This window comes from Microvirga lenta, assembly GCF_020532555.1.
Classification (GTDB): Bacteria; Pseudomonadota; Alphaproteobacteria; order Rhizobiales; family Beijerinckiaceae; genus Microvirga; species Microvirga lenta.
In genome coordinates, this window is the sequence record NZ_JAJBBR010000014.1 from 75,941 (window position 1) to 99,688 (window position 23,748).

17 protein-coding genes are annotated in these 23,748 nt (G+C 67.0%); 6 read left to right on the forward strand and 11 right to left on the reverse strand.

Annotation, left to right across the window (positions count from 1 at the left end):
• Positions 1 to 17 precede the first annotated feature (17 nt).
• Positions 18 to 1,439, forward strand: a complete 1,422-nt coding sequence (locus LGR44_RS19120; RefSeq protein WP_226742307.1) for a glutamate synthase subunit beta — start codon at positions 18 to 20, stop codon at positions 1,437 to 1,439.
• Positions 1,440 to 1,455: 16 nt separating this feature from the next.
• On the opposite strand, the gene LGR44_RS19125 is transcribed toward LGR44_RS19120, so the two are convergent.
• From LGR44_RS19125 to galE, 3 genes are all read right to left on the reverse strand, one after another.
• The gene (locus tag LGR44_RS19125) at positions 1,456 to 2,727 is read right to left on the reverse strand and encodes an SGNH/GDSL hydrolase family protein (protein ID WP_226742308.1); all 1,272 of its coding nucleotides are present in this window, start codon (positions 2,725 to 2,727) and stop codon (positions 1,456 to 1,458) included.
• Positions 2,728 to 2,782: 55 nt separating this feature from the next.
• Positions 2,783 to 4,009, reverse strand: a complete 1,227-nt coding sequence (locus tag LGR44_RS19130; RefSeq protein WP_226742309.1) for a lytic murein transglycosylase — start codon at positions 4,007 to 4,009, stop codon at positions 2,783 to 2,785.
• A gap of 82 nt (positions 4,010 to 4,091) precedes the next feature.
• Positions 4,092 to 5,078, reverse strand: coding sequence for a UDP-glucose 4-epimerase GalE (gene galE / locus LGR44_RS19135; RefSeq protein ID WP_226742310.1), 987 nt, complete (start codon positions 5,076 to 5,078; stop codon positions 4,092 to 4,094).
• A 200-nt stretch (positions 5,079 to 5,278) separates the two neighbouring features.
• Between galE and galU the strand changes: the two genes are divergently transcribed.
• Complete coding sequence (galU, locus tag LGR44_RS19140; protein WP_226742311.1) at positions 5,279 to 6,145, forward strand: UTP--glucose-1-phosphate uridylyltransferase GalU; 867 nt, start codon at positions 5,279 to 5,281, stop codon at positions 6,143 to 6,145.
• Between the two features lie 50 nt (positions 6,146 to 6,195).
• Positions 6,196 to 7,191 (forward strand): KpsF/GutQ family sugar-phosphate isomerase, encoded by a 996-nt coding sequence (locus LGR44_RS19145; RefSeq protein ID WP_226742312.1) that lies wholly within the window; start codon positions 6,196 to 6,198, stop codon positions 7,189 to 7,191.
• Between the two features lie 81 nt (positions 7,192 to 7,272).
• Here the strand turns inward: LGR44_RS19145 and LGR44_RS19150 are convergent, their stop codons facing one another.
• The 6 genes from LGR44_RS19150 to LGR44_RS19175 form a co-directional block, all read right to left on the reverse strand.
• Complete coding sequence (locus LGR44_RS19150) at positions 7,273 to 8,958, reverse strand: methyl-accepting chemotaxis protein (RefSeq protein ID WP_226742313.1); 1,686 nt, start codon at positions 8,956 to 8,958, stop codon at positions 7,273 to 7,275.
• Positions 8,959 to 9,148: 190 nt separating this feature from the next.
• Positions 9,149 to 9,598: an NfeD family protein gene (locus tag LGR44_RS19155; protein WP_226742314.1), complete on the reverse strand. Its 450-nt coding sequence runs from the start codon at positions 9,596 to 9,598 to the stop codon at positions 9,149 to 9,151.
• Positions 9,595 to 10,575, reverse strand: a complete 981-nt coding sequence (locus LGR44_RS19160; protein ID WP_226742315.1) for an SPFH domain-containing protein — start codon at positions 10,573 to 10,575, stop codon at positions 9,595 to 9,597. Before LGR44_RS19160 ends, LGR44_RS19155 begins: the two co-directional genes overlap by 4 nt.
• A gap of 71 nt (positions 10,576 to 10,646) precedes the next feature.
• Positions 10,647 to 11,708, reverse strand: coding sequence for a ferrochelatase (hemH, locus tag LGR44_RS19165; RefSeq protein ID WP_226742316.1), 1,062 nt, complete (start codon positions 11,706 to 11,708; stop codon positions 10,647 to 10,649).
• 119 nt (positions 11,709 to 11,827) lie between these two features.
• Positions 11,828 to 14,008: a sensor histidine kinase gene (locus LGR44_RS19170; protein ID WP_226742317.1), complete on the reverse strand. Its 2,181-nt coding sequence runs from the start codon at positions 14,006 to 14,008 to the stop codon at positions 11,828 to 11,830.
• 264 nt (positions 14,009 to 14,272) lie between these two features.
• Positions 14,273 to 15,781 carry a bifunctional metallophosphatase/5'-nucleotidase gene (locus LGR44_RS19175; RefSeq protein WP_226742318.1) on the reverse strand — a complete coding sequence of 503 codons (1,509 nt, stop codon included), beginning with the start codon at positions 15,779 to 15,781 and terminating at the stop codon, positions 14,273 to 14,275.
• 230 nt (positions 15,782 to 16,011) lie between these two features.
• On the opposite strand from LGR44_RS19175, the gene ung reads away from it, so the two are divergent.
• Positions 16,012 to 16,716 (forward strand): uracil-DNA glycosylase, encoded by a 705-nt coding sequence (gene ung, locus LGR44_RS19180; RefSeq protein ID WP_226742319.1) that lies wholly within the window; start codon positions 16,012 to 16,014, stop codon positions 16,714 to 16,716.
• A 54-nt stretch (positions 16,717 to 16,770) separates the two neighbouring features.
• Here ung and LGR44_RS19185 read toward each other — a convergent pair whose 3' ends face one another.
• Positions 16,771 to 20,271 (reverse strand): indolepyruvate ferredoxin oxidoreductase family protein, encoded by a 3,501-nt coding sequence (locus tag LGR44_RS19185; RefSeq protein ID WP_226742320.1) that lies wholly within the window; start codon positions 20,269 to 20,271, stop codon positions 16,771 to 16,773.
• A 200-nt stretch (positions 20,272 to 20,471) separates the two neighbouring features.
• Here LGR44_RS19185 and LGR44_RS19190 point away from each other — a divergent pair, with 200 nt between their 5' ends.
• Positions 20,472 to 21,119: a DUF1007 family protein gene (locus LGR44_RS19190; RefSeq protein ID WP_226742321.1), complete on the forward strand. Its 648-nt coding sequence runs from the start codon at positions 20,472 to 20,474 to the stop codon at positions 21,117 to 21,119.
• Positions 21,110 to 22,138 (forward strand): nickel/cobalt transporter, encoded by a 1,029-nt coding sequence (locus LGR44_RS19195; RefSeq protein WP_226742322.1) that lies wholly within the window; start codon positions 21,110 to 21,112, stop codon positions 22,136 to 22,138. The genes LGR44_RS19190 and LGR44_RS19195 overlap by 10 nt, the downstream gene beginning before the upstream one ends.
• 7 nt (positions 22,139 to 22,145) lie before the next feature.
• Here the strand turns inward: LGR44_RS19195 and LGR44_RS19200 are convergent, their stop codons facing one another.
• A complete protein-coding gene (locus LGR44_RS19200; RefSeq protein WP_226742323.1) occupies positions 22,146 to 23,741 on the reverse strand; it encodes a gamma-glutamyltransferase family protein in 1,596 nt (531 codons plus the stop codon).
• Positions 23,742 to 23,748 lie beyond the last annotated feature (7 nt).

The following is a 23,748-nucleotide window of genomic DNA, read 5'->3' on the forward strand; positions in this document are numbered from 1 at the left end:
GACAAAGGGGCAGATCCATGGGCAAGGTCACAGGCTTTCTCGAATACGACCGCCAGGAGCAGAAGTATCAGCTCGCGGGCGAACGCGTTCGCCACTTCCGCGAGTTCACGCTGCCGCTCGACGACAACGACCTGAAGAAGCAGGCGGGGCGCTGCATGGATTGCGGCATCCCCTTCTGCCACGGGCCGACCGGCTGTCCGGTGCACAACCAGATTCCGGACTGGAACGATCTGGTCTGGCAGGGCGATTGGGAGGAGGCGGCGCGCAACCTGCACTCCACCAACAATTTCCCGGAATTCACCGGCCGCATCTGCCCGGCTCCGTGCGAGGAGGCGTGCACGCTCAACCTCGAGAACCAGCCGGTCACCATCAAGACCATCGAGCAGGCGATTGCCGACAAGGCCTGGGAGATGGGCTTCGTCAAGCCGGAACCGGCCTCGGTGACCACGGGCAAGCGCGTCGCCATCATCGGGGCGGGCCCCGCCGGCATGGCGGCGGCCCAGCAGCTCGCCCGGGTGGGCCACGAGGTGCACGTGTTCGAGCGCCAGGCCAAGCCCGGCGGGCTGCTGCGCTACGGCATCCCGGACTTCAAGATGGAGAAGTACCACATCGACCGCCGCGTGAAGCAGATGGAGGCCGAGGGCGTCACCTTCCATTGCGGGGTCAACGTGGGCGTGACCAAGTCCTTCGCGTCCCTGCACAACGAGTTCGACGCCGTGCTCTTCGCCGGCGGCGCGGAGGACCCGCGCAATCCGAACCTGCCGGGCCAGGATCTGGCCGGCGTGCATTACGCGATGCCCTATCTGACCCAGTCCAACAAGCGCGTCGGCAGCGAAGAGGTGACGGACGAGCCGATCCTGGCCGGGGGCAAGCATGTGGTCGTGATCGGCGGCGGCGACACCGCGTCGGACTGCGTCGGCACCGCCTTCCGCCAGGGCGCCCTCTCGGTCACCCAGCTCGACATCCGGCCCAAGCCGCCGGAGCAGGAGGACAAGCTCACCGTGTGGCCGTACTGGCCGACCAAGATGCGCACGTCGTCGAGCCAGGCCGAGGGTGCGGAGCGCGAGTTCCAGGCCGCGACCCTGGGCATCGAGGGCAAGAAGGGCCGCGTCGTGGGCGTGCAATGCGCCCGGGTCGACGAGAAGCGCCAGCCCATCCCCGGCACCGAATTCATGCTCAAGGCCGATCTCGTCTTCCTCGCCATCGGGTTCGCCGGTTCGGTGAAGGAAGGGCTGCTCGAGCAGTCGGGCGTCGCCATGGACCGGCGCGGCAACGTGGTCGCCAACGACAGGGACTACCGGGCTTCGAGCGAGAAGGTCTTCGCAGCGGGCGACATGCGTCGCGGCCAGTCCCTCGTGGTCTGGGCCATCCGCGAAGGCCGGCAGGCGGCCCGGTCCATCGACACCTACCTGATGGGCTCGAGCACGCTGCCGGTCTGACCGGCGCCGCCCTGCCCTACTGGGACTGGGACGCCGGCCAGCGGAAGTCGTCCGCCCGTCCCGGCCTCGCGCTCGGCGCGATTCCGGCCCGGTAGGCGCGCTGCACCGGATAGGCATGGTCGCCGCTCAGCTTCGGTGCACCGGATACGAGCGCGCCTCCGGGCGCGACCTCGGGCCGGGTCAGCGGAAGCACGGGCCCGACCAGCGGCTTCGACGGCAACGAGGCCGGAGTCGCCGGGTCGGGCGGTGCCGGAAGCGCGGCCTCGATGGATGCCTGATCGACGGCGCCGTTCGCCGGCGGAGGCTGGGCTGCTACGGCGGGCGGGCCGTTCGCGATGATGCGCTTGATGTCCGTCCCGGCGAAATGGGCGAGCTTGCGGGCGCCCGCCTTGGTGAACAGGACGCCGTCGTTCGTCCGCAGCCTCGCAGGCTCCCCATCCACGTCCGGTCCCGTCGCGGTGTAGCGGTTGTCCTCGTCCACGAATCCGGGCCAGACGTCCACATAGGCGGATCCGTGGCGCTGCACGCTCTCCCGGTAGATCTCGTTCATGGCGAGCAGATCTTCCGTGAGCTTGCTGTTCTTCATGGGCGGAAGGCCGATCCAGACCACGGGAACGGCGCGCTCCTGGAGCGTGCGCAGGACGCCGTCGACCCGCTGCCGGTAGGCGTCCTTCCACCGTTCGGAGAGAAGTTCGAGGTTCTGCTCCCCGTTCCTGATGGCCTGCCGGTCGTTGGCCCCGAACATCACCACGGCCACGGTCGCCTTCTGGCCTCCGTCGAGGGTTTCCCTGATGAAGGCCGGCCAGTCGTCGGCCTCGCCCCGGGCAAGGCCGCCCTCCGCCTTGACCTTGCGGACGACCGCGACGTCCGGATCATCGGAGAACATGTCGTCGAGGCCCTGGCCGGCGAAGTCGGCCAGCACGTCCCCGAACACGACCACGTGGACGGTCGGGTTCGTCTTGGGCTTTTCCTGCTTGGCCGTGGCCACCGGCGGCGGAGCCCGCTTGCGCGGCTTGGCGACCGGCTTGCGGGACGGCGGCGGCGGCTCCTCCGGCGCGCCGAACAACCGGCGGATGCTGAAGCCCTGCTGCGGCTGCGCCGGCTGGACCAGCTTTCCGGGATAGTAGCCAGGCGGATAGGCCTGGGGATTGCGATACCCCTGCGGCTGCGAATAGCCATATTGCGGCCGCTGCTGATAGTAGCCCGGCTGCGCCAGTACGGAGGCGCCGCCGCCTGCCAGGAACAGCAAGGCCAACAAGAGCGAGCGTAGGATCAGCGTCAAGCGCATGGGAAACTCCACTTCGTCCCGACTGGCCCTACAATAGAGTTGTGCCGGAATTTAGTCAGCGGGCTGAACGCAATTCTCGCAGCACCGCGAAATCGGCATAGCCGTCCGGGATCAAGCCGCGCCTGAGCTGGAAGTTCCTCACCGCCTCGCGGGTCTTGGAGCCGAACTTCCCGTCCGCCTCGCCGTCGTAGAACCCGAGCCCCGCCAGCCGCTTCTGCAGCTCCTGCCGCTGGTCCTTGTCCAGCATGGGCTCGTTCTTGGGCCAGGAGCCCTGAATCGGCATCCCGCCCATGAGGCGGTCGCCGAGATAGGCCACGCCCATGGCATAGGCGTCCGACGAGTTGTAGGCCTTGATCACGTTGTAGTTGTCCGTGACCAGGAAGGCCGGTCCGCCGGCGCCGCCCGGCAGGTACAGGGTCGCCTCTCCCGAGCGGGGCATGGGTTTGCCGTCCATGCGGCGCAGCCCCAGGCCCTGCCAGCTGGCGAAGCCCTGCCGCAGGTTGCGGAAGTCGAACCCTTGCGGGATCTTGACCTCGAAGCCCCAGGGAAGCCCGGGCTGCCAGCCGTGCTGGCGCAGGTAATTGGCCGTCGAGGCCAGCGCATCCGGCACCGAGGTCCAGATGTCGCGCACCCCGTCCCGGTTGCCGTCGACCGCGTGCTTCATGTAGCTCGACGGCATGAACTGCGTGTGCCCCATGGCGCCGGCCCAGGACCCGAGCATCTTGTCGCGGCTCACATGCTCCTGCTCCAGGATCTGCAGCGCCGTCAGCAGCTCCTCCTGGAAGAATTCGCCCCGATAGCCCGTATGGGCCAGGGTCGCCAGCGCCCGGACCGCATAGATCGAGCCGGTGAAGCTGCCGAAATTCGTCTCCATGCCCCAGACCCCGAGCACGATGGAGCGGGGAACGCCGTAGGTGCGCTCCACCGCCGCCAGGGTCTTGGACCATTCGGCCGCCATCTTCCGGCCCCGGTCGAGCCTCTGGGCCGAGATGGCGCCGTTGATGTAATCCCAGATCGGCCGGACGAATTCGGACTGCTTCTTCGTGAGGGCGATGATCTTCGGGTCAGGAGTGACCCCGCGGAACGCCTCGTCGAAGGTTCCGCGCGAGACCCCCCGCGCCTTGGCCGCCGGCCAGAGGCTCTGGACGAAGCTTTGGAAGTCGGCCTGGGAGGTCCCTTGGGCCTGAGCGGGCGAAGTGCCGGCACCCAAACCAAGATTGAGGCTCAGACCAAGAATGAGGGCGCTGCAGAGGCTGCGCGCCAATCGAATCGGCTGCTGCATATGGGTCGCTCATGGACAGGACAGGGTTTTCGTCCTGCCATGCGACATTAAGAGGGTTAACAGGCCGTTGATAGAGGGGGGTCTATGCGGCTTTCCGTTCCGCCAGGGACCGCTCCCAGCGCAGGGCCTGATCCACGATTTCCTCGAGATCGTCGTGCTGCGGCTCCCAGCCGAGGCTGCGGATCCGGCTCACCTTGGCCACGAGGGCCGCGGGATCGCCCGGGCGGCGCGGGCTGTAGCGGACCTCGAAATCGCTTCCTGAGACCTTCTTGACCACGTTGATCACGTCGAGGACGGAGGCGCCGTGGCCGTAGCCGCAATTCATGGTGATGCAGTCGCCGCCGTGGCGGATATGACGCAGGGCCGCCAGATGGGCGCGGGCGAGATCGGTGACCTGGATGTAGTCCCGCACGCAGGTGCCGTCCTTCGTGTCGTAATCCGTCCCGAACACCTCGAGATGGGGGCGCTGGCCCAGGGCCGCCTGAGCCGCCACCTTGATCAGGTGCGTGGCCTGGGGCGTGGACTGGCCCGAGCGGCCCTTCGGGTCGGCGCCGGCCACGTTGAAGTAGCGCAGGACCGCATAGCGCAGGCCATGGGCCCGGGACGCATCCTCCAGCATCCATTCGGTCATCAGCTTCGTGCGCCCGTAGGGATTGATGGGGGAGACGGGCACGTCCTCCGACAGAAGCTCGGCCTCCGCGTTGCCGTAGACGGCGGCCGTGGAGGAGAAGATGAAGTTCTTCACGCCGGTCGTGACCGCGGCCTCGATCAGGGCCCGGGATTTGACGGTATTGTTCAGGTAGTAGGTCAGCGGATCCGCAACCGATTCCGGCACGACGATCTTGGCCGCGAAATGAAGGATGCTCTCGATCCCGTGCTCGTCGACGATGCGGGAGACGAGAGCCTGATCGCCCACATCCCCTACGACCAGGGTCGCCTCGGGCGGGACCGACCAGCGGAACCCGGTGGACAGATCGTCGAGGACGACCACCTTCTCGCCGGCATCGAGGAGTTCGAGAACCATATGGCTGCCGATATAGCCAGCCCCACCCGTCACCAGTACCGCCATTTCCCATGTCCTCCTGAACCGCCGCTTCCGAGCAGCTAACCACAACGCTTCAGCTTCAATTCAGGTCCATACCCGCTAGGTTGAGACTGATGCAATGCAACAAGGCCGGCCTTCAAGCGTTATAGAGATCGAACCTTGACAGTTTCTGCATCCCCACCTTCCTTCAGTATCCAAAGTTCCTGCTCACCATGGCTCCCTCAATGAAGCGCATCCGCAAAGCAGTCCTTCCTGTCGCCGGTCTCGGGACCCGGTTTCTTCCGGCCACCAAGGCCGTTCCCAAGGAGATGCTCTGCGTCGTCGACCGTCCCGTGGTCCAGCATGTGGTGGACGAGGCCCGTGCCGCCGGAATCGAGCATTTCATCTTCGTCACCGGCCGCAACAAGGCGGTGATCGAGGACCATTTCGACATCGCCTACGAATTGAACCGCACCCTGGCGGAGCGGAACAAGACGAAGGAGCTCGAATCCCTGATGAGGGACCAGCCGCAGGCGGGCCAGACCAGCTTCACCCGCCAGCAGGAGCCCCTCGGGCTCGGCCACGCGGTTTGGTGCGCCCGGGATCTCGTGGGCGACGAGCCCTTCGCGGTTCTCCTCCCCGACATGCTGAGCCGGGGCTCCATGGAACAGATGATCGCCGCCTACGACAGGCATGGCGGCAACGTCATCGCGGTCGAGGAGGTCCCCGAGGACCAGACCCATCAATACGGCATCGTGTCCGTGGGCGAGGAATTCGGCCAGACCTTCGAGATCACCGGCATGGTGGAAAAGCCCCCGAAGGGCAGCGCGCCCTCCAACTACATCATCTCCGGCCGCTACATCCTCCAGCCCGAGATCTTCGATCTTTTGTCCAACCAGCAGCGCGGCGCCGGCAACGAGATCCAGCTCACGGATTCCATGATCCGCCTGATGAAGGACCAGAAATTCTACGGCATGAAGTATCAGGGCCGCACCTACGACACCGGCTCGAAGGTGGGCTTCCTGATGGCGAACGTGGCCTATGCCCTAGAGCGCGAGGACCTCGGCCCCGCCTTTCGCCAGGAGCTCGAGGCGTTCCTGCGACAGAAGTAAGCCGGTTTTCCGGGTTCCGCGTGGCCGCCGCTCTGTGCTAGAGGGCGGCCATGGCACTTGCACAACCGACGAACCCCTCCCCCGACCAGGCCGTCTCATCGGCCCTGCGGACCCTCGCCACCGAGCGGGACGGGCTGACCATCCTGATGGCCGCCATCGGCGACGGGCTCGGGCCCGTCTTCACGGCCGCCGTCGACCGGATTGCCGCGGCCCCGGGCCGAATCATCGTCTCCGGAATGGGCAAGTCGGGCCATGTGGCCCGCAAGATCGCGGCCACCCTCGCCTCCACCGGCACCCCCTCGCACTATGTCCATCCGGCCGAAGCCAGCCACGGGGACCTCGGCATGGTCCAGCCGGACGACGTGATCATCGCCCTGTCCTGGTCGGGCGAGACCGCGGAGCTCGCCGACCTCATCGGCTATGCCAAGCGCTTCCGGGTGCCCCTCATCGCCCTGACGTCGAACGCCGATTCGACCCTGGGCCATGCGGCCGACCTGTGCCTGACCCTGCCCAAGGCGAAGGAGGCCTGCCCCAACGGGCTGGCGCCCACCACCTCCACCACCATGCAGCTGGCCCTGGGCGACGCCCTTGCCATCGCCCTTCTGGAAAAGCGGGGCTTCACGGCGGAGCATTTCCGGGTCTTCCATCCGGGCGGCAAGCTCGGGGCGCGGCTCAAGCTCGTCCGCGACATCATGCACAAGAACGAGCGCCTGCCGATCGTCGGGATCGACGCGCGCATGGACGAGGCCATCGACGAGATCGGCCGGAAAGGCTTCGGCTCGGTGATCGTCGTCAATGCCGACGGAACCCTCGCCGGCATCGTCACGGACGGCGACCTGCGCCGTAACCTGCGCCCCGACCTGCGGACGCTCCCCGTCTCCGACATCATGACCCGGACGCCGCGCACCATCGCACCGGACGAACTCGTCGCGACGGCGCTCGAAATCCAGGAAACCTCGAAGATCACCGCCCTGATCGTGGTCGAGAACCGGCGGCCCATCGGCCTCGTGCACTATCTCGACCTTCTGCGCGCCGGGGCGGCGTAAGAAACCCCGCCTCCGGAATACGAGCGGCCGCCGGAGGGTATCTCCGGCGGCCGCTCGCGTTTCATGCCTGATTGGTGGGGTTCAGGCGGCCTTGACGCCGGCGAGGAAGCTGGCGACCTCGTGGCCGAGCTCCTCGGAGTGGCGCGCCAGTTCCTGCGCCGCTCCCAGAACCTGGGATGCGGCGGCCCCGGTCTCGCCCGCGCCCTGACGCACCTCGCCGATATTGCCCGTCACCGCCTCGGTGCCGCGGGCCGCCTCCTGCACATTGCGGGAGATCTCCTGCGTCGCCGCCCCCTGCTCCTCCATCGCGGCCGCGATGGTGGTGGAGATCTGCGACATCTCCCCGATGGTCTGCGCGATCTCGTGGATCGCCGCCACCACCTCCTGGGTCGCTTGCTGCACGCTGGCGATCTGGCTGCCGATCTCGTCCGTCGCCTTCGAGGTCTGGGTCGCCAGCTCCTTGACCTCGCTCGCCACCACGGCGAAGCCCTTGCCGGCTTCGCCCGCGCGGGCCGCCTCGATGGTGGCGTTGAGCGCCAGCAGGTTGGTCTGGCCCGCAATGGTGTTGATGAGCGCGATCACGTTGCCGATCTTCTCGGCGGTCCCGGCCAGGGCCTGAACCGTGGCGTTGGTGCGCTGCGCCCCCTGCACCGCCCGCTCGGCGATCTGCGACGACTGGTTCACCTGGGCGGCGATCTCGCGGATCGAGATCGACATCTCCTCGGTGGCGGCCGCCACCGTCTGCACGTTGGCCGAGGTCTGCTCGGCGGCCGAGGCCACGCTCACGGACTGGCGGGTGGTCTGGTCGGCGATGCCGGTCATGCCCTGGGCGGTCACCTCCATCTCGGTGGCGGCGGAGGCAAGCCCTTGCGTCAGGGCGGAGACATTGGCCTCGAAGCGCTTGGTGAGCTCGTCCAGGCGCTGCGCCCGGCGCATCTTGGCATCGGCTTCGAGCGCCGCCGCCTCGTCGGCCTCGCGCTTGGCGATCATCGCCTCCTTGAACACCTGGACCGCATCCGCAATGGTGCCGATCTCGTTCCTTTCGCCCCGGTGCGGCACCTCGGCGGCGAGATCTCCGGCCGCCAGAGCCCGCATCGGCGCCACCACCGACGAGATCCCGCTCGACACGGAGCGCACGATCAGGAATGCAAGGGCGACGGCGAGCGCCAGGCCCGCGGCAAGAACGCCGATCGTCAGGTTCCAGGTCGAGGAATAGACATTGGCTGCGTTCTGCCGGGCTTCATCGGCCTCGCTGCTGTTCCACTTCACGAGCCTGGTCAGAACCTCGTCGATCTGCTGGGCCAGCGGGACAGCCTTCCCGGAGATGAGCTCGCGCGCCGCGACGGTCTCGCCGTTGCTGGAAAGGGCGAGGATCGCCTTGGCTTCCTTCACGTAGGCCTGCCACAAGGCATCGAACTGTTCGAACTGCTTCCGATCCTCGTCCTGAACGATGGTTTTCGCGTAAGCGCCTTCAGCGTCCGCAATCGTCTTGAGGCTTTTATCGATCTGCCCCTCGATCGCCGTCGCCTCGTCGGCCGAGGCGATCACGTGCCTGAGGACGAGAGTCCGGAACGTCGTCACTTCGTTGTTGAGGGCGCCGATTTCCCGCACGGCCACGAGCCAGTTGTCGGCGATCTCGTGCGTCTGCTTGTTGATCTGGTGGAGCCCGCGCAGGCCGAGGCCGCCGAGCCCTGCAAGAAGCAGGGCCAGGAACGCGAAGGCGCCGATGAGTTTGGTTCGAATCGAGAGATTCCGGAGAAATTTCATGTTTTACGCCCACCCATATGAGATGCCTTATGCCGCAAAAGACGGCGCATCCCGCTGGTGGGCCGAACTAGACCAGTATTCTTAAAGGGATGTTACGCAAGGTCATCGAACCGGGACGATTTTCGAAGAGCACACAAGCCCTTGCGCCGGGTCTCGCAATTTCCCGGCCATGTGTTCAAGACGGCTGCAATCAGGGATCGTCCACCACGAGCGTCGTCCCCTCGATCCGGACGACGCGCACCCTTGCGCCCGCGAACCGGTCGGCGCCGGTGACGCGCCAGGAGCTGTCGCCGACCCTGATGCGCCCCTCCCCGCCCTTGATCGGCGTCTCCAGCGTAAAGACCTGCCCCACGAGGGACTGCCCCCGCTGGTTGAGCCGGTCCGCCTGCGTGTCCGGCTGAGTGCCGGGACGCATGATCATCCGCCCCAGGATGGCGGCCGCCAGGGACAGGGCCGCGAAGACCAGCGCGCAAGCCTGCCAGGAGAGGGACAGGGCGGCATCGAGCAGCCCGGTCAGGATGGCTGCGAGGCCGAGCCAGATAAAGAAGCTGGCCGGCAGCAGGAGCTCGAGGCCGATCAGGACGAGCCCGAGGATGATCCAGATCCAGGCTCCGAGCCCGGCGACGGCATCCGCGATCATGGGCGCTCCGACGGGCCGGCGACGCTCGGGACGCTACGCGGTTGTTTCGGGGAGGCCGCTCCCTCGCCGAAGACCGATCTGGTGAGTTCCGCAATGCCTCCGAGCGTTCCGGCAAGGCCTGCGGCCTCGATGGGAACGATCACCACCTTCTGGTTCGGCGCCGAGGCCAGGGTGCGAATGGCATCGATGTATTTCTCCGCCACGATGAAGTTGGCGGCCGCCAGGTCGCCCCGGGTGATGGCCTCGCTCACCATCGCGGTCGCCCTGGCCTCGGCTTCGGCCAGACGCTCCCGGGCCTCGGCGTCCCGGAAGGCCGCCTCCTTGCGCCCCTCGGCGGACAGGATCTGGGACTGCTTCTCACCCTCGGCACGCAGGATCTCGGCCTGACGAAGTCCCTCGGCTTCCAGCACGGCGGCGCGTTTTTCGCGCTCCGCCTTCATCTGCCGCGCCATGGCACCGGCCAGATCCGCCGGCGGGACGATATCCTTGATCTCGACCCGGGTGACCTTGGCGCCCCAGGGCGACGCGGCCGCATCGACGACGCGCAGGAGGCGCTCGTTGATCTCGTCCCGGTGGGACAGAAGCTCGTCGAGGTCCATGGAGCCGACCACCGTGCGGATATTGGTCATGGTCAGGGTGAGGAGAGCCTGATTGAGGTTCGAAACCTCGTAGGATGCGCGGGCGGCATCCAGCACCTGGAAGAACGCCACCGCGTCGATGGTGACGCCCGCATTGTCGCGGGTGAAGGCCTCCTGGCTCGGAACGTCGAGCACCTGCTCCATGACGTTCACCTTCTTGCCGATCTGCTCGACATAGGGAAGGATCAGGCCGAGACCGGGACCGAGGGTTCGCGAGTAGCGCCCGAACCGCTCGACCGTATAGGCATAGCCCTGCGGCACGGTCCTCACGCCCATGGCGACCGTCACGATCACCACGATCACGAAGGCCACCACGAAAAGATCGAAACCAAACGGCATGAGGCCTCCGGGCAACGCCACCTTGTTGCGCGAAGCCCAGATTTATCCGAAAGCTGCGGCGACGCCTAGGGCTAGAGCCAGCCCTGCAGTTCCCGCTCCACAACGTGTCGGATCACCCGCATGCCGTCCTCGCTGTCGTTGAGGCAGGGCAGATAGGCGAATTCCTCACCGCCGTGATGCATGAAGATCTCGCGGTTCTCGCCGTCGAGCTCCTCCAGGGTTTCCAGGCAGTCGGCCGAGAAGCCCGGCGCCACGATGGCCATGCGCTTCACGCCGCTCTCGGCCAGCGCCTGCACGGTCTTGTCGGTGTAGGGCTGTAGCCATTCGGCCGTGCCGAAGCGGGACTGGAAGCTCATGCGGAACTTGTCCGCCGGCCAGCCGAAAGCCTCGCGCATCAGGCGCCAGGTCTTCACGCAGTGGCAGTGGTAGGGGTCGCCCTTGAGCAGGTACTCCTTCGGCACGCCGTGGAAGGAGACCAGGATCACCTCCGGCTCGAAGGGCAGCTTCGCCAGATCCCGCTTCATCGAGGAGACCACCGCGTCGATATAGGCCGGGTCGTCGTAGTAGGGCGGCGAGACCCGGATGGTCGGCTGCCAGCGCATCTCCATCAGGGCCCGGAAGGCCTGATCGCAGGCGGTCGCCGAGGTGGCGGCCGAGTATTGCGGGTAGAGCGGCACGAGGAGAATGCGGTCGCAGCCCTGGTCGAGCAGGGCCTGAATGCGCTCGCGCACCTCCGGCTTGCCGTAGCGCATGGCCCAGTCGACCGTGATCTTGTCGCCGGCGATGCCCTTGAGATGCTCCGCGAGCTGCTCGGCCTGGCCTCGGGTGATCGTCTTGAGGGGGCCTTCGTTGCGCTCGTTGTTCCAGATCGACGCGTAGTCGCGGCCCTTGGGGCCGGGGCGCTTCGTCAGGATGATCAGGTTCAGGATCGGCCACCACAGGAGGCGCGGGGTTTCGATGACGCGCCGGTCCGAGAGGAACTCCTTCAGGTAGCGCCGCATGGGCCAGTAGCTGGTCCCCTCGGGCGTCCCGAGATTGAGAAGCAGCACGCCGACCCGCCCCGTTTTGACGGTGGGATGATCCACCGGGCGCACGCCCTGCCGGAGATCGGCCAGCTTCACTGTTTCGTTCATCGGACACCCCTTGGCCGGCCCGGACACCCGGCGGCGCTCATTGCAGGATTTCTAGATAATCGTTTCGCTTGTTTCCGCCAACGTGATGGCGTGTCACGGCAATGGGAAATCTTCGGGCGTCACGCGGCCGGATCGAGAAGGGTCGCTTCCTTAAGGATGGTGTCGATGGACACCCGCAGCCCGGCCTGCTCGAATTCCATATCGACCTTGGCATTGAGCTGCGTCGTGAGCACCCGGTGCAGCAGACGCGAGCCGAAACCCTGGCGCTTCGGCGGCTGGACGGGAGGACCGCCGCTCTCGGTCCAGCAGAGCTTCAACCGCACGCCCTCCGCCTGCGGCTCCGACATCCAGCGCACCGTGACGCGCCCGGAACTCACCGACAGGGCGCCGTATTTCGCGGCGTTCGTGGTCAGTTCGTGAATCGCCATGCCGATGGGCACGGCCGCCTCGGACGGCAGCTCGACGGCAGGCCCCTCCAGGACGATGCGTTCGCCCGAATCGTGCCGGTAGGGGCTGAGCTCCTTTTCAAGGATCTCCCGCAGGGACGCGGTCTGCCACACCGCCTCGGTGAGGAGGGAATGGGTGTTGGCGAGGGAAATGATGCGGCCGACGAAGGCCTCGTAGAACTCGTCGATGTTGGAGGTCGAGCGGGCGGTGGCGCCGACCACCGCCTGAACGGTCGCGAGGGTGTTCTTCACCCGGTGATGCAGTTCGCGGATGAGAAGGGATTGCTGCGTCTGGGCCTGCTTGCGCTCCTCGATCTCATGCTGCGCCGCCTGGTACAGGCGGCCGTTGTCGATGGCGATGGCGGCCTGGGCCGCAAGGCCCACCATGAGACGCTCGGCGCGCTCCGTGAAGACGCCCGGCTTCTCGTGCCCGAAGAAGAGGCCGCCATAGACCTCGCCCGTGCGCGAGACCACCGGAATGGCGAGGTAGCTCCTGACCGGCAGATGCCCCTCGGGCATTCCCTTGTGAGGTTCGTTCTGGCCGTAGCGGGGATCCGTCGTGATGTCGTCGGACCGCACGATGCCGGACCCTTCGAAGGTGGGCCCGAAGACCTTGGTGTTGCGCGGCATGGGAAACTGCGAGAACTTCTCGCGCGGCGCGCCGGAGAGGGCGTAGAGCGTATATCGGTCGTTGCCCGGATCGACCACGTTGTAGAACAGCGCCCCGAACTGGGCGCCGGTCAGCACCACGCCCGCATCCGTGATGCTCTGCACCACGCGGTCGAGGTCGAGCTCGGCCGACAGGGCCGCACCGGTCCGGTTGAGGATTTCGAGCGCGTTGGTCTCCGACTGGAGGTCCCGGGTCCGCTCCGCCACCTCCTTTTCCAGAAAGGCGGCGCTCGCCGCCTGCTCCCGGAACTGCTGCGAGGCAAGGGCCGTCAGCGCCAGAAGCGCCAGGAGGGCGATCAGCGCGAAGGCGCCGTAAAGGCGCGTCTGCGCGATCCAGGGCGCCCAGTAGGCGTCCTGTGGAATGCTGACCCGGATGTAGAGCGGAAGGTCCCCGACCCGGTGATAGGAGCCGATGCGCTCCCTCCCCTCGCTGAGGAAGGTGTAGGTGCCCGCACGGCTGTTGCGGACGAGCGCGTTCTCGAATGCCTCCCTGTCGCTGGCGACGAATGCCAGATCCTTAGGGGCCGGGAACTGGGCGAGAACCTTCGAATCGTCGCCGCGCAGCAGGGTGATCCGGCTTCCCTTCGGCAGGCGCAGCGTTCCCCAGTAATTGCTGAAATAGGACAGGGACACCGTCACCGACACGATGCCGCGGAAGGAGCCCGCCGGGTATTGCAGGCGGCGGCTGACCATGAAGGTCGGCTCCTTCGTGACCCGCCCGATGATCGGCTCGCCCACGAACAGTCCCTTGTCCGTGGCGTACTGGGCGTAGAACGCATCCCGGTCCGCCACGTTGGATTCCGGCGTCGGGAACTGCGCCGACGTCATCCGCAACCGTCCGGTCGCGTCGTTCAGCCAGATGTTGTCGATGTAGGGGAGCGCTTCCTTGATCGCCCGGATCTGCTCCCACAGCCTCCGCGAAGGCTCGATGGTGTACCAGCTCTCGTCCTCGACCAGGGCTGCCGTCTGCTTGAGGGTCAGATCGGTGACTTCGAAGAGGCGCGCGGCGTGGTCCGCCAGGAAGAAGGCGTTGCTCCTCGTATCCTCCTCATGGCGCTGCAGCAGGCGGCTGCGCTGCTCCCAGGCGATGTAGCCGAAGGTGAGGAAGATGAATGCGACGCCGAACAGGCCCAGGATGACGGAAAACCGGCCGCGCGAAGCCGACCGGCGCTGCCGCTTCTTCACGAAATCTGAGGGAACCGGACGCGTTGTGGCCTGCAAAGGGAGGTCGCTCTGGGTTCTCGGAGCCATGCCGCCCGATCAGGGACGGCAGAGATTATCCATGAATGTATGAAGCCGGGATCGGGAGAGGCTTTGGGCGAGCCGGACCCGGTCCGGGGCATATCCTTTCCGGGTTTCGAACTCGATGCGCCCCAGAGTCACATTGGACCAAAGGTGCGCCGCGAGGCGCCGGGGCTCAGGGCGAGCCCCGGCAGGCATGACGGTGGCTCAGCGCAGGACGACGCGTCCCTCGACCTTGGGCGCCACCTTTCCGGCCTTCGCGACGTAATCGATCACCTGGCTCGCCATGAGCTGGCTGGCCGAGGCGTCGATCAGCGGCTTGGCTTCGGCGAACGCCTTGTAGCCGTCGCCGCCGCGGGCCATGAAGTCGTTGGTGGCGAGTTTGTAGGTCTTGGCCGGGTCGAGAGGCTGACCATTGACCTTGACCGACTTCACGCGGCTGCCGACGGGCTCCTTCGGATCGACCTCGGCGGTGAGCCCGGAGACCTGCGGGAAGCGGCCGCCCAGCTCGCGCACCTGGCTGACGCCGTTCTCCAATGCCGCCTTGAGCTGCTCGCCCGTCACCTCCAGGAGCACGGTCGTGTTGCCGAAGGGCATTTCGGAGAGCAGGTCGCGCCGGGTGAGCTTCTGGCCGGCCTGATACTGCTTGTCCGCGCGCAGGCCGCCGCCATTGGTGATGGCCACGTCGGCGCCGACGGCCGCCCTCATGGCATCGGCGACGAGATTGCCGATGGCGGCCTCGCCGCCGCGAACCGTCGCCCGTCGGCTGTCGAGCGGGGTTTCGGTCACCCCGATCTCCACATCGAGCTCCTTGGAGAGCTTGTCCTCGTAGCCCTTCACCACCGCCTCGATCTCCGGATCCGGCTTGACGGTCGCGGTGTCGACGATGCGGAAGTTGGGCGACCAGGAGACGGTGGTCTTGCCGTCCTTCTCGGCCTTCTTCACCGAGAGTTCGGTGACGACGACGAAATTGGCCTGGGACTCGGCCTCCGTGAGGGCCACCTTGCCGTCGTAGAAGGCGAGGAGGTGCTCGTCGTGACCGCCGATGATCACGTCCACGCCGGCCGAGCGGGCGATGATCATGTCCACTTCGAGAGGCGTATGGGCGATGGCGACGACGATGTCGGCGCCCTTCTCGCGCAGCTCCTTGGCCTTGGCCCGGGCCGTGTCGATGGTGGAGCGGAACTTGATGTCGCCGGGGCTGGAGGCGATGGGCGTATCCTCGGTCGTCAGACCGAAGAAGCCGACCTTGACCCCCTGCACGTCCACGATCTTATCGGGCTTGGTGTTGTTCGGCAGGCCGTTGCCGTCGATGATGTTCGTCGCCAGAACGTCGAACTTCGCCTCGGCCATGCGGGCCCGGAAGGCGTCGGGCCCGAGATCGAATTCGTGATTGCCCGGCGTCATGGCGTCGACGCCGATCTTGTTGAGGATGTCGATGACGTGGGCGCCCTTGTCGAACCCGGACAGGAGCGAGGGCGAGATGGTGTCGCCCGCATGGAGGAAGAAGGCATTGCCCTTGGCGCGCTCCTCCTTCACCACCGTGGCCAGTCGGGCGAAGCCGCCGCGGCCCTTTTCCGGGCCCATGCGATCGATGTCGTTGGTCTGGACGAACCGGATCGTCACGGCTTCCTGCGCCAGCGCCGAGCCCGAGATCATCAGGGAGAGGCCCAGGAAGCCGGCGCGCCACAGGGCGAAGGGGCGGCTTTGCAGCATGGTCGAATATCCTCGCATCAGATTGGTTCACATCTGGAAAGGGTGAACCTAGACCATCAACGTGTCACAGAAGTAACATCCTGTCGACGCCCTCCGGCCACGGGATCGGTGCCTTGACCGCCCCTGTATTCGGGCGGTCGCGGCGCCGCCCGAAAACCGATCCTTAGCCGCGGAAAGCATTCCGTTAGCCAGCGCATGAATTCACCGTTTTCGAAAAGGCGACCGCTCCCATGACAGGCCCCGTCACCAAGGCTCTCGAGGCCTTTCGCGCCGATGGCAGGACCGCGGCGTGGCGCCGGCTCCCCTTCTTTTCGTCCGGCGCTGCGGAGCGGGTCGCCGCGCGGGTCGACGACGCCATCGCGGGCGGAGCCGAGGTGTTGCCTCCGCCCGAGGCCGTCTTCAATGCCCTGACGCTGACGCCTCTGGAGGAGGTGAAGGCGGTGATCCTGGGCCAGGACCCCTACCCTACGCCGGGCGACGCTCACGGCCTCGCCTTTTCCTATCGCGGTTCGCGGCGTCTGCCCGCCTCCCTGCGCACGATCCTGGCCGAGATGGCCGAGGATCTGGGCCAGCCCATGCCGAAGGCCGGCGATCTCACCCACTGGGCGAAGCAGGGCGTCCTCCTGCTCAACACGGCCCTGACGGTGGAAGCCGGAAAGGCGGGGGCGCATCTGAGATTCGGATGGTCGGATCTGGTCGATCAGGCGGTCACGGCCGTGTCCGACAACCAGCCGGCCGTGGCTTTCCTGCTCTGGGGAGGCCCGGCGCGCAAGCGGGTCTCTCTCATCGACGGGGACAAGCACCTCGTGATCGAGGCGGGCCACCCCTCCCCGCTCAACCGGCTGCGGGACTTCAGGGGCACGCGGCCCTTCAGCCGCGCCAATGCCTGGCTCGCGCAAAAGGGGCTGGAGCCCATCGACTGGCCGCTGGACTAGTCACGGCGGCCGTTCCGGAAGCCGCGATGCGGCTCCGGAACGACAGTGGGCAACTTACTCCGCCGCGATCGGGAGCGGCTGCTCCGGCTGACGGAAGCGGGCGAGGAGTTCCGCCTCCTCGGCCTTTGCCGTCTTCAGGTTCCGCTCCTTGATGTGGCCGAAGCCGCGGATCTTCTGCGGGATGTTGGCGAGGCCGACGGCGGTCGCGTGGTTCTCCGGCGTCAGCTTGCCCAGGATCTCCTGGATCAGGGCCTCGAAGTCGCGGATCAGCTGGCGCTCTGTCCGCCGCTCGTGGGTGTAGCCGAACACGTCGAGCGGCGTGCCGCGCAGGACCTTCAGCGGCGCGAGCGCCCGGAAGGCCTTCATCATCCACGGACCGAAGCTCATCTTGCGCGGAACGCCGGTGACCGGGTCCTTGCGGGCGAAGAGCGGCGGCGCGAGGTGGAATTCGTAGGTGAGGTTCTCACCCTCGAACGCAGAGGCGACCTGACGCTCGAAATGGCCGTCCGTGTAGAGGCGCGCCACCTCGTACTCGTCCTTGTAAGACATGAGCTTGAACAGCGAACGGGCCACCGCCTCGGTCAGCGCGGTGGCGTTCGGAACGGCCTTCGCCTCGACCGCACGCACCTTCTCGACGAAGTTGCGGTAGCGCCGGGCATAGGCCTTGCTCTGGTAGTCTTCGAGGAAGGCGGTGCGGCGGTCGATCACCTCGTCCAGGGTCTGGGAGAGCGTGAACTCGTCGCCCGGCGCCTTCAGCTCGTTCATGAGCCTTGCCACCACCTCGGGCTCGGCGGCGGCGCGCCGGCCCCAGTTGAAGGCGGAGAGGTTCATCTTCACCGCCTCGCCGTTCAGCTCGATGGCCTTTTCGATGGCCGCCGCCGTTAGCGGCACATGGCCGGTCTGATAGGCGTAGCCGAGCGTGAACATATTGGCCGCGATGGCATTGCCGAGAAGCGCCGTGGCAATCGCCGTCGCATCGACGAAGGCGACGCCCTCGGGCCCCGCTGCGGAGGTGATCGCGCGCCGCAGACGCTCCGTGGGCAGCGAGAAATCGGCGTTGCGGGTGAACTCGCCCGGCATCACCTCGGCCGTGTTCACCACGAGGGCCGTCTGCCCCTTCTTCACCGAGGCCAGAACCTTCTTGGTGCCGGTCACGACGAGATCGCAGCCGAGCACGAGATGGGCCGCCTCCGCGGTGACGCGGATGGAGTGGATGTCGTCCTGCGAGTTGGCGAGGCGCACGTGGCTGTAGACCGCGCCGCCCTTCTGGGCGAGGCCCGCCATGTCGATCATGCCGAGGCCCTTGCCCTCGAGATGGGCGGCCATGCCGAGAATCGCCCCGATGGTCACGACGCCCGTTCCGCCCACGCCCGTGACGATGACGTTGAAGGTGCGGTCGATGGCCGGGATCACCGGGTCGGGCAGCGGCTTGAACGTCATGCCGTCGGTCGAGACCGTCTCGGGAACGGCCTTCTTGATCTTGGCGCCGTGCACCGTCACGAAGGACGGGCAGAAGCCCTTCACGCAGGAGAAGTCCTTGTTGCAGTTCGACTGGTCGATCTGCCGCTTGCGGCCGAACTCGGTCTGAACCGGCTGCACCGCGACGCAGTTCGACTGCACCGAGCAATCGCCGCAGGCCTCGCAGACGAGATCGTTGATGATGACGCGCTTGTCCGGATCCGGGAATTCGCCCCGCTTGCGGCGGCGGCGCTTCTCGGAGGCGCAGGTCTGGTCGTAGATCATGACCGTGACGCCGGGGATCTCGGCGAGCTCGCGCTGCACCGCGTCCAGGTCGTCGCGATGGTGGATCGTCATGCCGGACGGCCAGCGGATCGACTTCGGATACTTGTCCGGCTCGTCGGTGACGAGGGCGATGCGCTCCACGCCCTCCTCCCGCACCTGCCGGGCGATCATGTCGACCGTGAGGCCGCCCTCGTGCTTCTGGCCGCCGGTCATGGCGACGGCGTCGTTGTAGAGGATCTTGTAGGTGACGTTGGTCTTGGTCGCGATGGACCAACGCAGGGCCAGAACGCCGGAATGGTTGTAGGTGCCGTCGCCGAGATTCTGGAACACGTGGCCGCGCTTGGAGAACGGCGCCTCGCCGATCCAGTTCGCGCCCTCGCCGCCCATCTGCGTGAAGCCGTCGGTGGAGCGGTCCATCCATTGGACCATGTAATGGCAGCCGATGCCCGCATAGGCGCGCATGCCCTCGGGCACCTTGGTGGAGGTGTTGTGCGGGCAGCCGGAGCAGAAATGCGGCACGCGGGTCGCCACGTCGCTGGTGATGGCGAGCACCTCCTGCGCATGGCGCAGGCGTGCGACGCGTCCGCGCAGATCGTCGTTGTTGTGGTACTTCAGGAGCCGCTCGCCGATGACGATGGCGATGTCGTTGGGATCGAGCGCGCCCTTGACCGGGAAGAGCCAGTTGCCCTGCTCGTCCTTCTTGCCGATGCAGAGCGGCTGGTTCGCCGTGCCGTAGAGCTCCTCGCGCACCTGCACCTCGATGAGGGAGCGCTTCTCCTCGACCACGATGATGAGGTCGAGGCCGTCGGCGAACTGCAGGAGCTCGCGCTGCGAGAGCGGCCAGGGGCAGGCGACTTTGTAGAGGCGAAGCCCCATGTCGTTGGCCTTGACCTCGTCGAGGCCGAGCTCGTCCATCGCCTGGCGCACGTCGAGATAGGACTTGCCGACCGTGATGACGCCGATCTTCGGGCTGCGCCCGCCGGAGAGCACGATCCGGTTGAGATTGTTGGCGCGCACGAACGCCATCATGGCGTCGCGCTTGTAGTCCTGGAGGCGCGCCTCCTGGTCGAGCACGCCGTCGCGCGGGCGGATGTTGAGGCCGCCGGGCGGCATGACGAAGTCATCGGGCATGATGATCTTCACCCGGTCGAGGGAGCCGTCGACCGAGGCCGTCGATTCGATGTTGTCCTTCACGCACTTGAAGGCGACCCAGGTGCCGCAGAAGCGGCTCATGGCGTAGCCGTAGAGGCCGTAATCGAGGATTTCCTGAACGCCTGCCGGGTTCAGGATCGGGATCATCACGTCGACGAAGTGGAATTCGGACTGGTGGGCGACCGTGGAGGATTCCGCCGTGTGGTCGTCGCCCATGAGGGCGAGCACGCCGCCGTGCTTCGAGGAGCCGGCCATGTTCGCATGGCGGAACACGTCGCCCGAGCGGTCGACGCCCGGACCCTTGCCGTACCAGAGGCCGAAGACGCCGTCATACTTGCCGTCGCCCCGGATCTCGGCCTGCTGCGAGCCCCAGACCGCCGTGGCGGCGAGCTCCTCGTTGAGGCCCGGCTGGAAAACGATGTTGGAGGCGTCGAGCCACTTCCTGGCCCGCCAGAGATTCTGGTCGAGCCCGCCGATGGGCGAACCGCGGTAGCCGGACACGAAACCTGCCGTGTTCAATCCCGCCAGCCTGTCCCGCTCATGCTGCATCATCAGCATGCGGATCACGGCCTGGGTTCCCGTGATGAAGACACGGTCCTTCGTCAGATCGTACTTGTCGTCGAGAGTAACGTCACGGAGCGCTACATGACCTACGGCCATTGCCGATATCCTCCTTGGAGCCCTCGCCCCGCTGCCGGTTGGCCGGTCTTCTTTTGTGATTACGTCAGTAATGCTGACATATGTAGTTTAGAACGTCAATCAACTGGGCCTCTCTTTTGCCTCCATTAACCATGATGGGTCATACTCGATGGATGGCCGGTTCGGTGCCTCCTCACAGCGTTGCCATAAGAGATAAACGCATGACACATCGCCTTGGTCCCATTTCGCTTCTCGCCGCCCTTCTCGGAATATGGGCCGCGCCCGCCCTCGCCCATCCTCACGTTTGGGTGACCGCCAAGGCGGAGGTGATCTACGATCCGGAGGGAAGGGTGACGGGGGTCCGCCATGCCTGGACCTTCGACAAGGCCTATTCGGCCTATGTGACCCAGGGTCTCGACAAGAACGGCGACGGCAAGCTCACGGCGGAGGAATTACGGGACCTCGCCAAGGAGAACACCGAATCCCTGGTCGAGTTCGACTATTTCACCGTGCTGAAGGCGAACGGGAAGAAGCAGGATTTCGCCTCTCCCCGCGACTATGCCATGACCTACCAGGACGAGGCGGCGACCCTGAGCTATTTCCTGCCCTTGAAGGCATCGACGACCGCCAAGACCATGTCGGTGGAGATCTACGACCCCACCTTCTTCGTGGCCTTCACGCTGGCGGAAGGCGATGATGCGGTGAAGCTGGCGAGCGCGCCCCAGGGCTGCGCCACCAACGTCTCCCGGGCCAAGGCCGCCGAGGCCGCCCAGCAGCAGAACCTCACGGAATCCTTCTTCGAGACCCTCACCGCCGCCTCCAGCTTCGGCGTGCAGTTCGCCAACCGGGTGATCGTCGCATGTCCGTGACGGCCAGTCCCGCAACCCTCCCCGCCACGGACAGGGCGCGGCTGTGGCCGCGCCTCGCCCTTGCGGCGGCAGCCATCGCCATCGTCGCCGGCGCTATGGCCGTCCTGGCCTGGTGGCTGGCGCCCGCAGCGGCGCCGCCCGTCCGCAACCCGTTCGGCATGGGCCTGCGCGAGGCCACGCCCTCGGGCAGCTTCGGCGCCTATATCCTCGAGGTTCAGAGCGGCTTCTACAGAAGCCTGCAGCAGGCGGTCGCATCCCTGAAGGGCGAAGGAGCGGCGATCTGGCCGCTCCTGGCCATCGGCTTCGCCTACGGGGTCTTCCATGCCGCCGGTCCCGGACACGGCAAGGGAGTGATCGCGGCCTATCTGGTGGCGGACGAACGCGCCCTCCGGAAGGGCTTCGGCCTGAGCCTCGCGGCCGCTCTGGTCCAGGGCCTGGTCGCCATTCTTCTCGTGAGCGTGATCGCGCTCGTCTTCAGGGCCACGGCCGCCACCATGAACGAGGTCACGAAGGGCGTCGAGCTGATGAGCTTCGCCGCCGTGGCGCTTCTCGGCGCGGCCATCACCTGGCGCAAGGCCGGCAAGGTGACGGGCGTGCTGGCCCTGTCGAAGAACCCTCTCGCCGGACCGCAGGCCGACGGGTGCGACCATGTGCACATGCCGCCGCCGGAGGAGCTGCGCCGCCTGACCCGCTGGCGGGACATGGCCGGCGTCGCCCTCGCCGCCGGAATCCGGCCCTGCGCGGGGGCTCTCGTGGTGCTGGTCTTCGCCCTCTCCCAGGGCCTCTTCGCCGCCGGCATCGCCGCCACCTTCGCCATGGCGCTCGGCACCGCGCTCACCACCGGGGCGATTGCCGCCCTGGCGGTCTTCGCCAAGGCGCTGGCCCTCAGGGTCGCGGGCGGCCGCGGCCTCTCCGGCGCGGTCGCCATTGCGGGGATCGAGCTTCTGGCGGCGGCCTTCGTGCTCGTGCTGGGCCTGAGCCTGCTGTTCGGCATGTGGGCGTCAGCCGCCGCGAGCTAGAGCCTCCCTACAATCCCAGCGCTCCGCCGTCGGAGCGGGGGTCGTGGGTGGCCTCCACCCGGCCGTTGCGGGGGTGCTTCACCAGCATGCCTCCGTGGCCGAAATTGTCCGTATAGGGCTCGGGGCTCTCGTCGATCTCATGACCGAGGGCCGACAGCGCACGGATGAGGCCGGAATCGAAACGTCCCTCCATCCTTACGATCGCCGGCGACGTCCCCTTGCCCTTGTTGAGAAGCCAGCGCGGGGCGTCCACGGCATCGGCGAGCCCCATGCCCAGGACGTACCGGGTGAAGATCTGGGCCAGGATCTGAGGCTGCGTCTCGCCGCCCATGGTGCCGAAGGACAGGACGCGCCCGTCGTCGAAGGCCGCCATCGGGGGGTTGAGGGTGTGGAACGGCTTGCGGCCCGGTTCGAGCGCGTTATGGCTGGCGGGATTGAGGGAGAAGGCCGAGCCCCGGTTGTGCCAGTGAATGCCCGTCGCCGGCAGGACGCAGCCGGAACCGAAGGCCCAGAACACCGACTGGATGTAGGAGACCGCCAGCCCGTCCTTGTCGATGGCCCCCATCCAGATCGTGTCGCCCTCCGGCGAGCGCGGCAGCGGATAGGGCGCGGCCCGGCGCATGTCGATGGCCGCGGCCTCCCTCTCCAGCGCCGAAGGCGTCAGGAAGGCCGCCGGATCGTGGATCATGTTCATCGGATCCGCCACCACGTTCTCGCCGATGGTGAAGGCGCGCTTCGACGCCTCGATCAGCGCATGATGGTGCTCCGGCGTCTCCGCCCGGATGGCGCCGAGGCGCTCGAACATGCCGAGGATGAGCAGGGTGGTCAGCCCCTGGGTGGGCGGCGGGAGATTATAGACGGTCGCATTGCCGACGCGCAGCTCCAGCGGCTGCACGACCCGCGCACGGTAGGTCTCGAAATCCCGCCGCAGGATCGGTGCGCCGATTCGCTCCAGGTCGGCCGCGATCTCCCGTCCGATATCGCCCCGGTAGAAATCGGCAAGGCCCGCATGGACGAGTTGCTCCAGCGTGTCCGCGAGCCGCGGCACCTGCCGCAGCGTGCCCGGAGGGGTACGCTTGCCCTCCGTCAGGAAGGCTTCGGCGAAACCGGGAACGGCGTAGAGCGCGGCCTCCTCGCTGGTCTTGAAGCGCGCCTCCGAGCCCGAGACCGGATAGCCGGCGCGGGCATGGCGAATGGCATCCCCGAGCAGGAGATCGAGCGGAAGGTGGCCGCCCAGGGCCTTGGCGAGTTCGAGCGCCAGGCCCCAGCCGCCGATGGCGCCCGCGACCGTGAGGGCGGAATCGGCGCCGCGCGAGGGAATGGCATCGTAGCCCTTGTCCCGGTAGCGCTTGATCGTGGCGAGTGCCCCCGCCGGCCCCGAGGCATCCAGGGCATGGACGCGGCCTCCGGGCTCCCGGACGAGCCAGAAGCCGTCGCCGCCCAATCCGTTCATATGCGGATAGACGACCGCGATGGTGGCCGCCATGGCGACCATCGCCTCGACGGCGTTTCCGCCGGCGGCGAGGATCGTCTGGCCGGTCTCGGCGGCGAGGGTGTGGGGTGCGGCAACCGCGGCGGTGGAGAAGACAGGTGTTTCGGGCATGGACGCG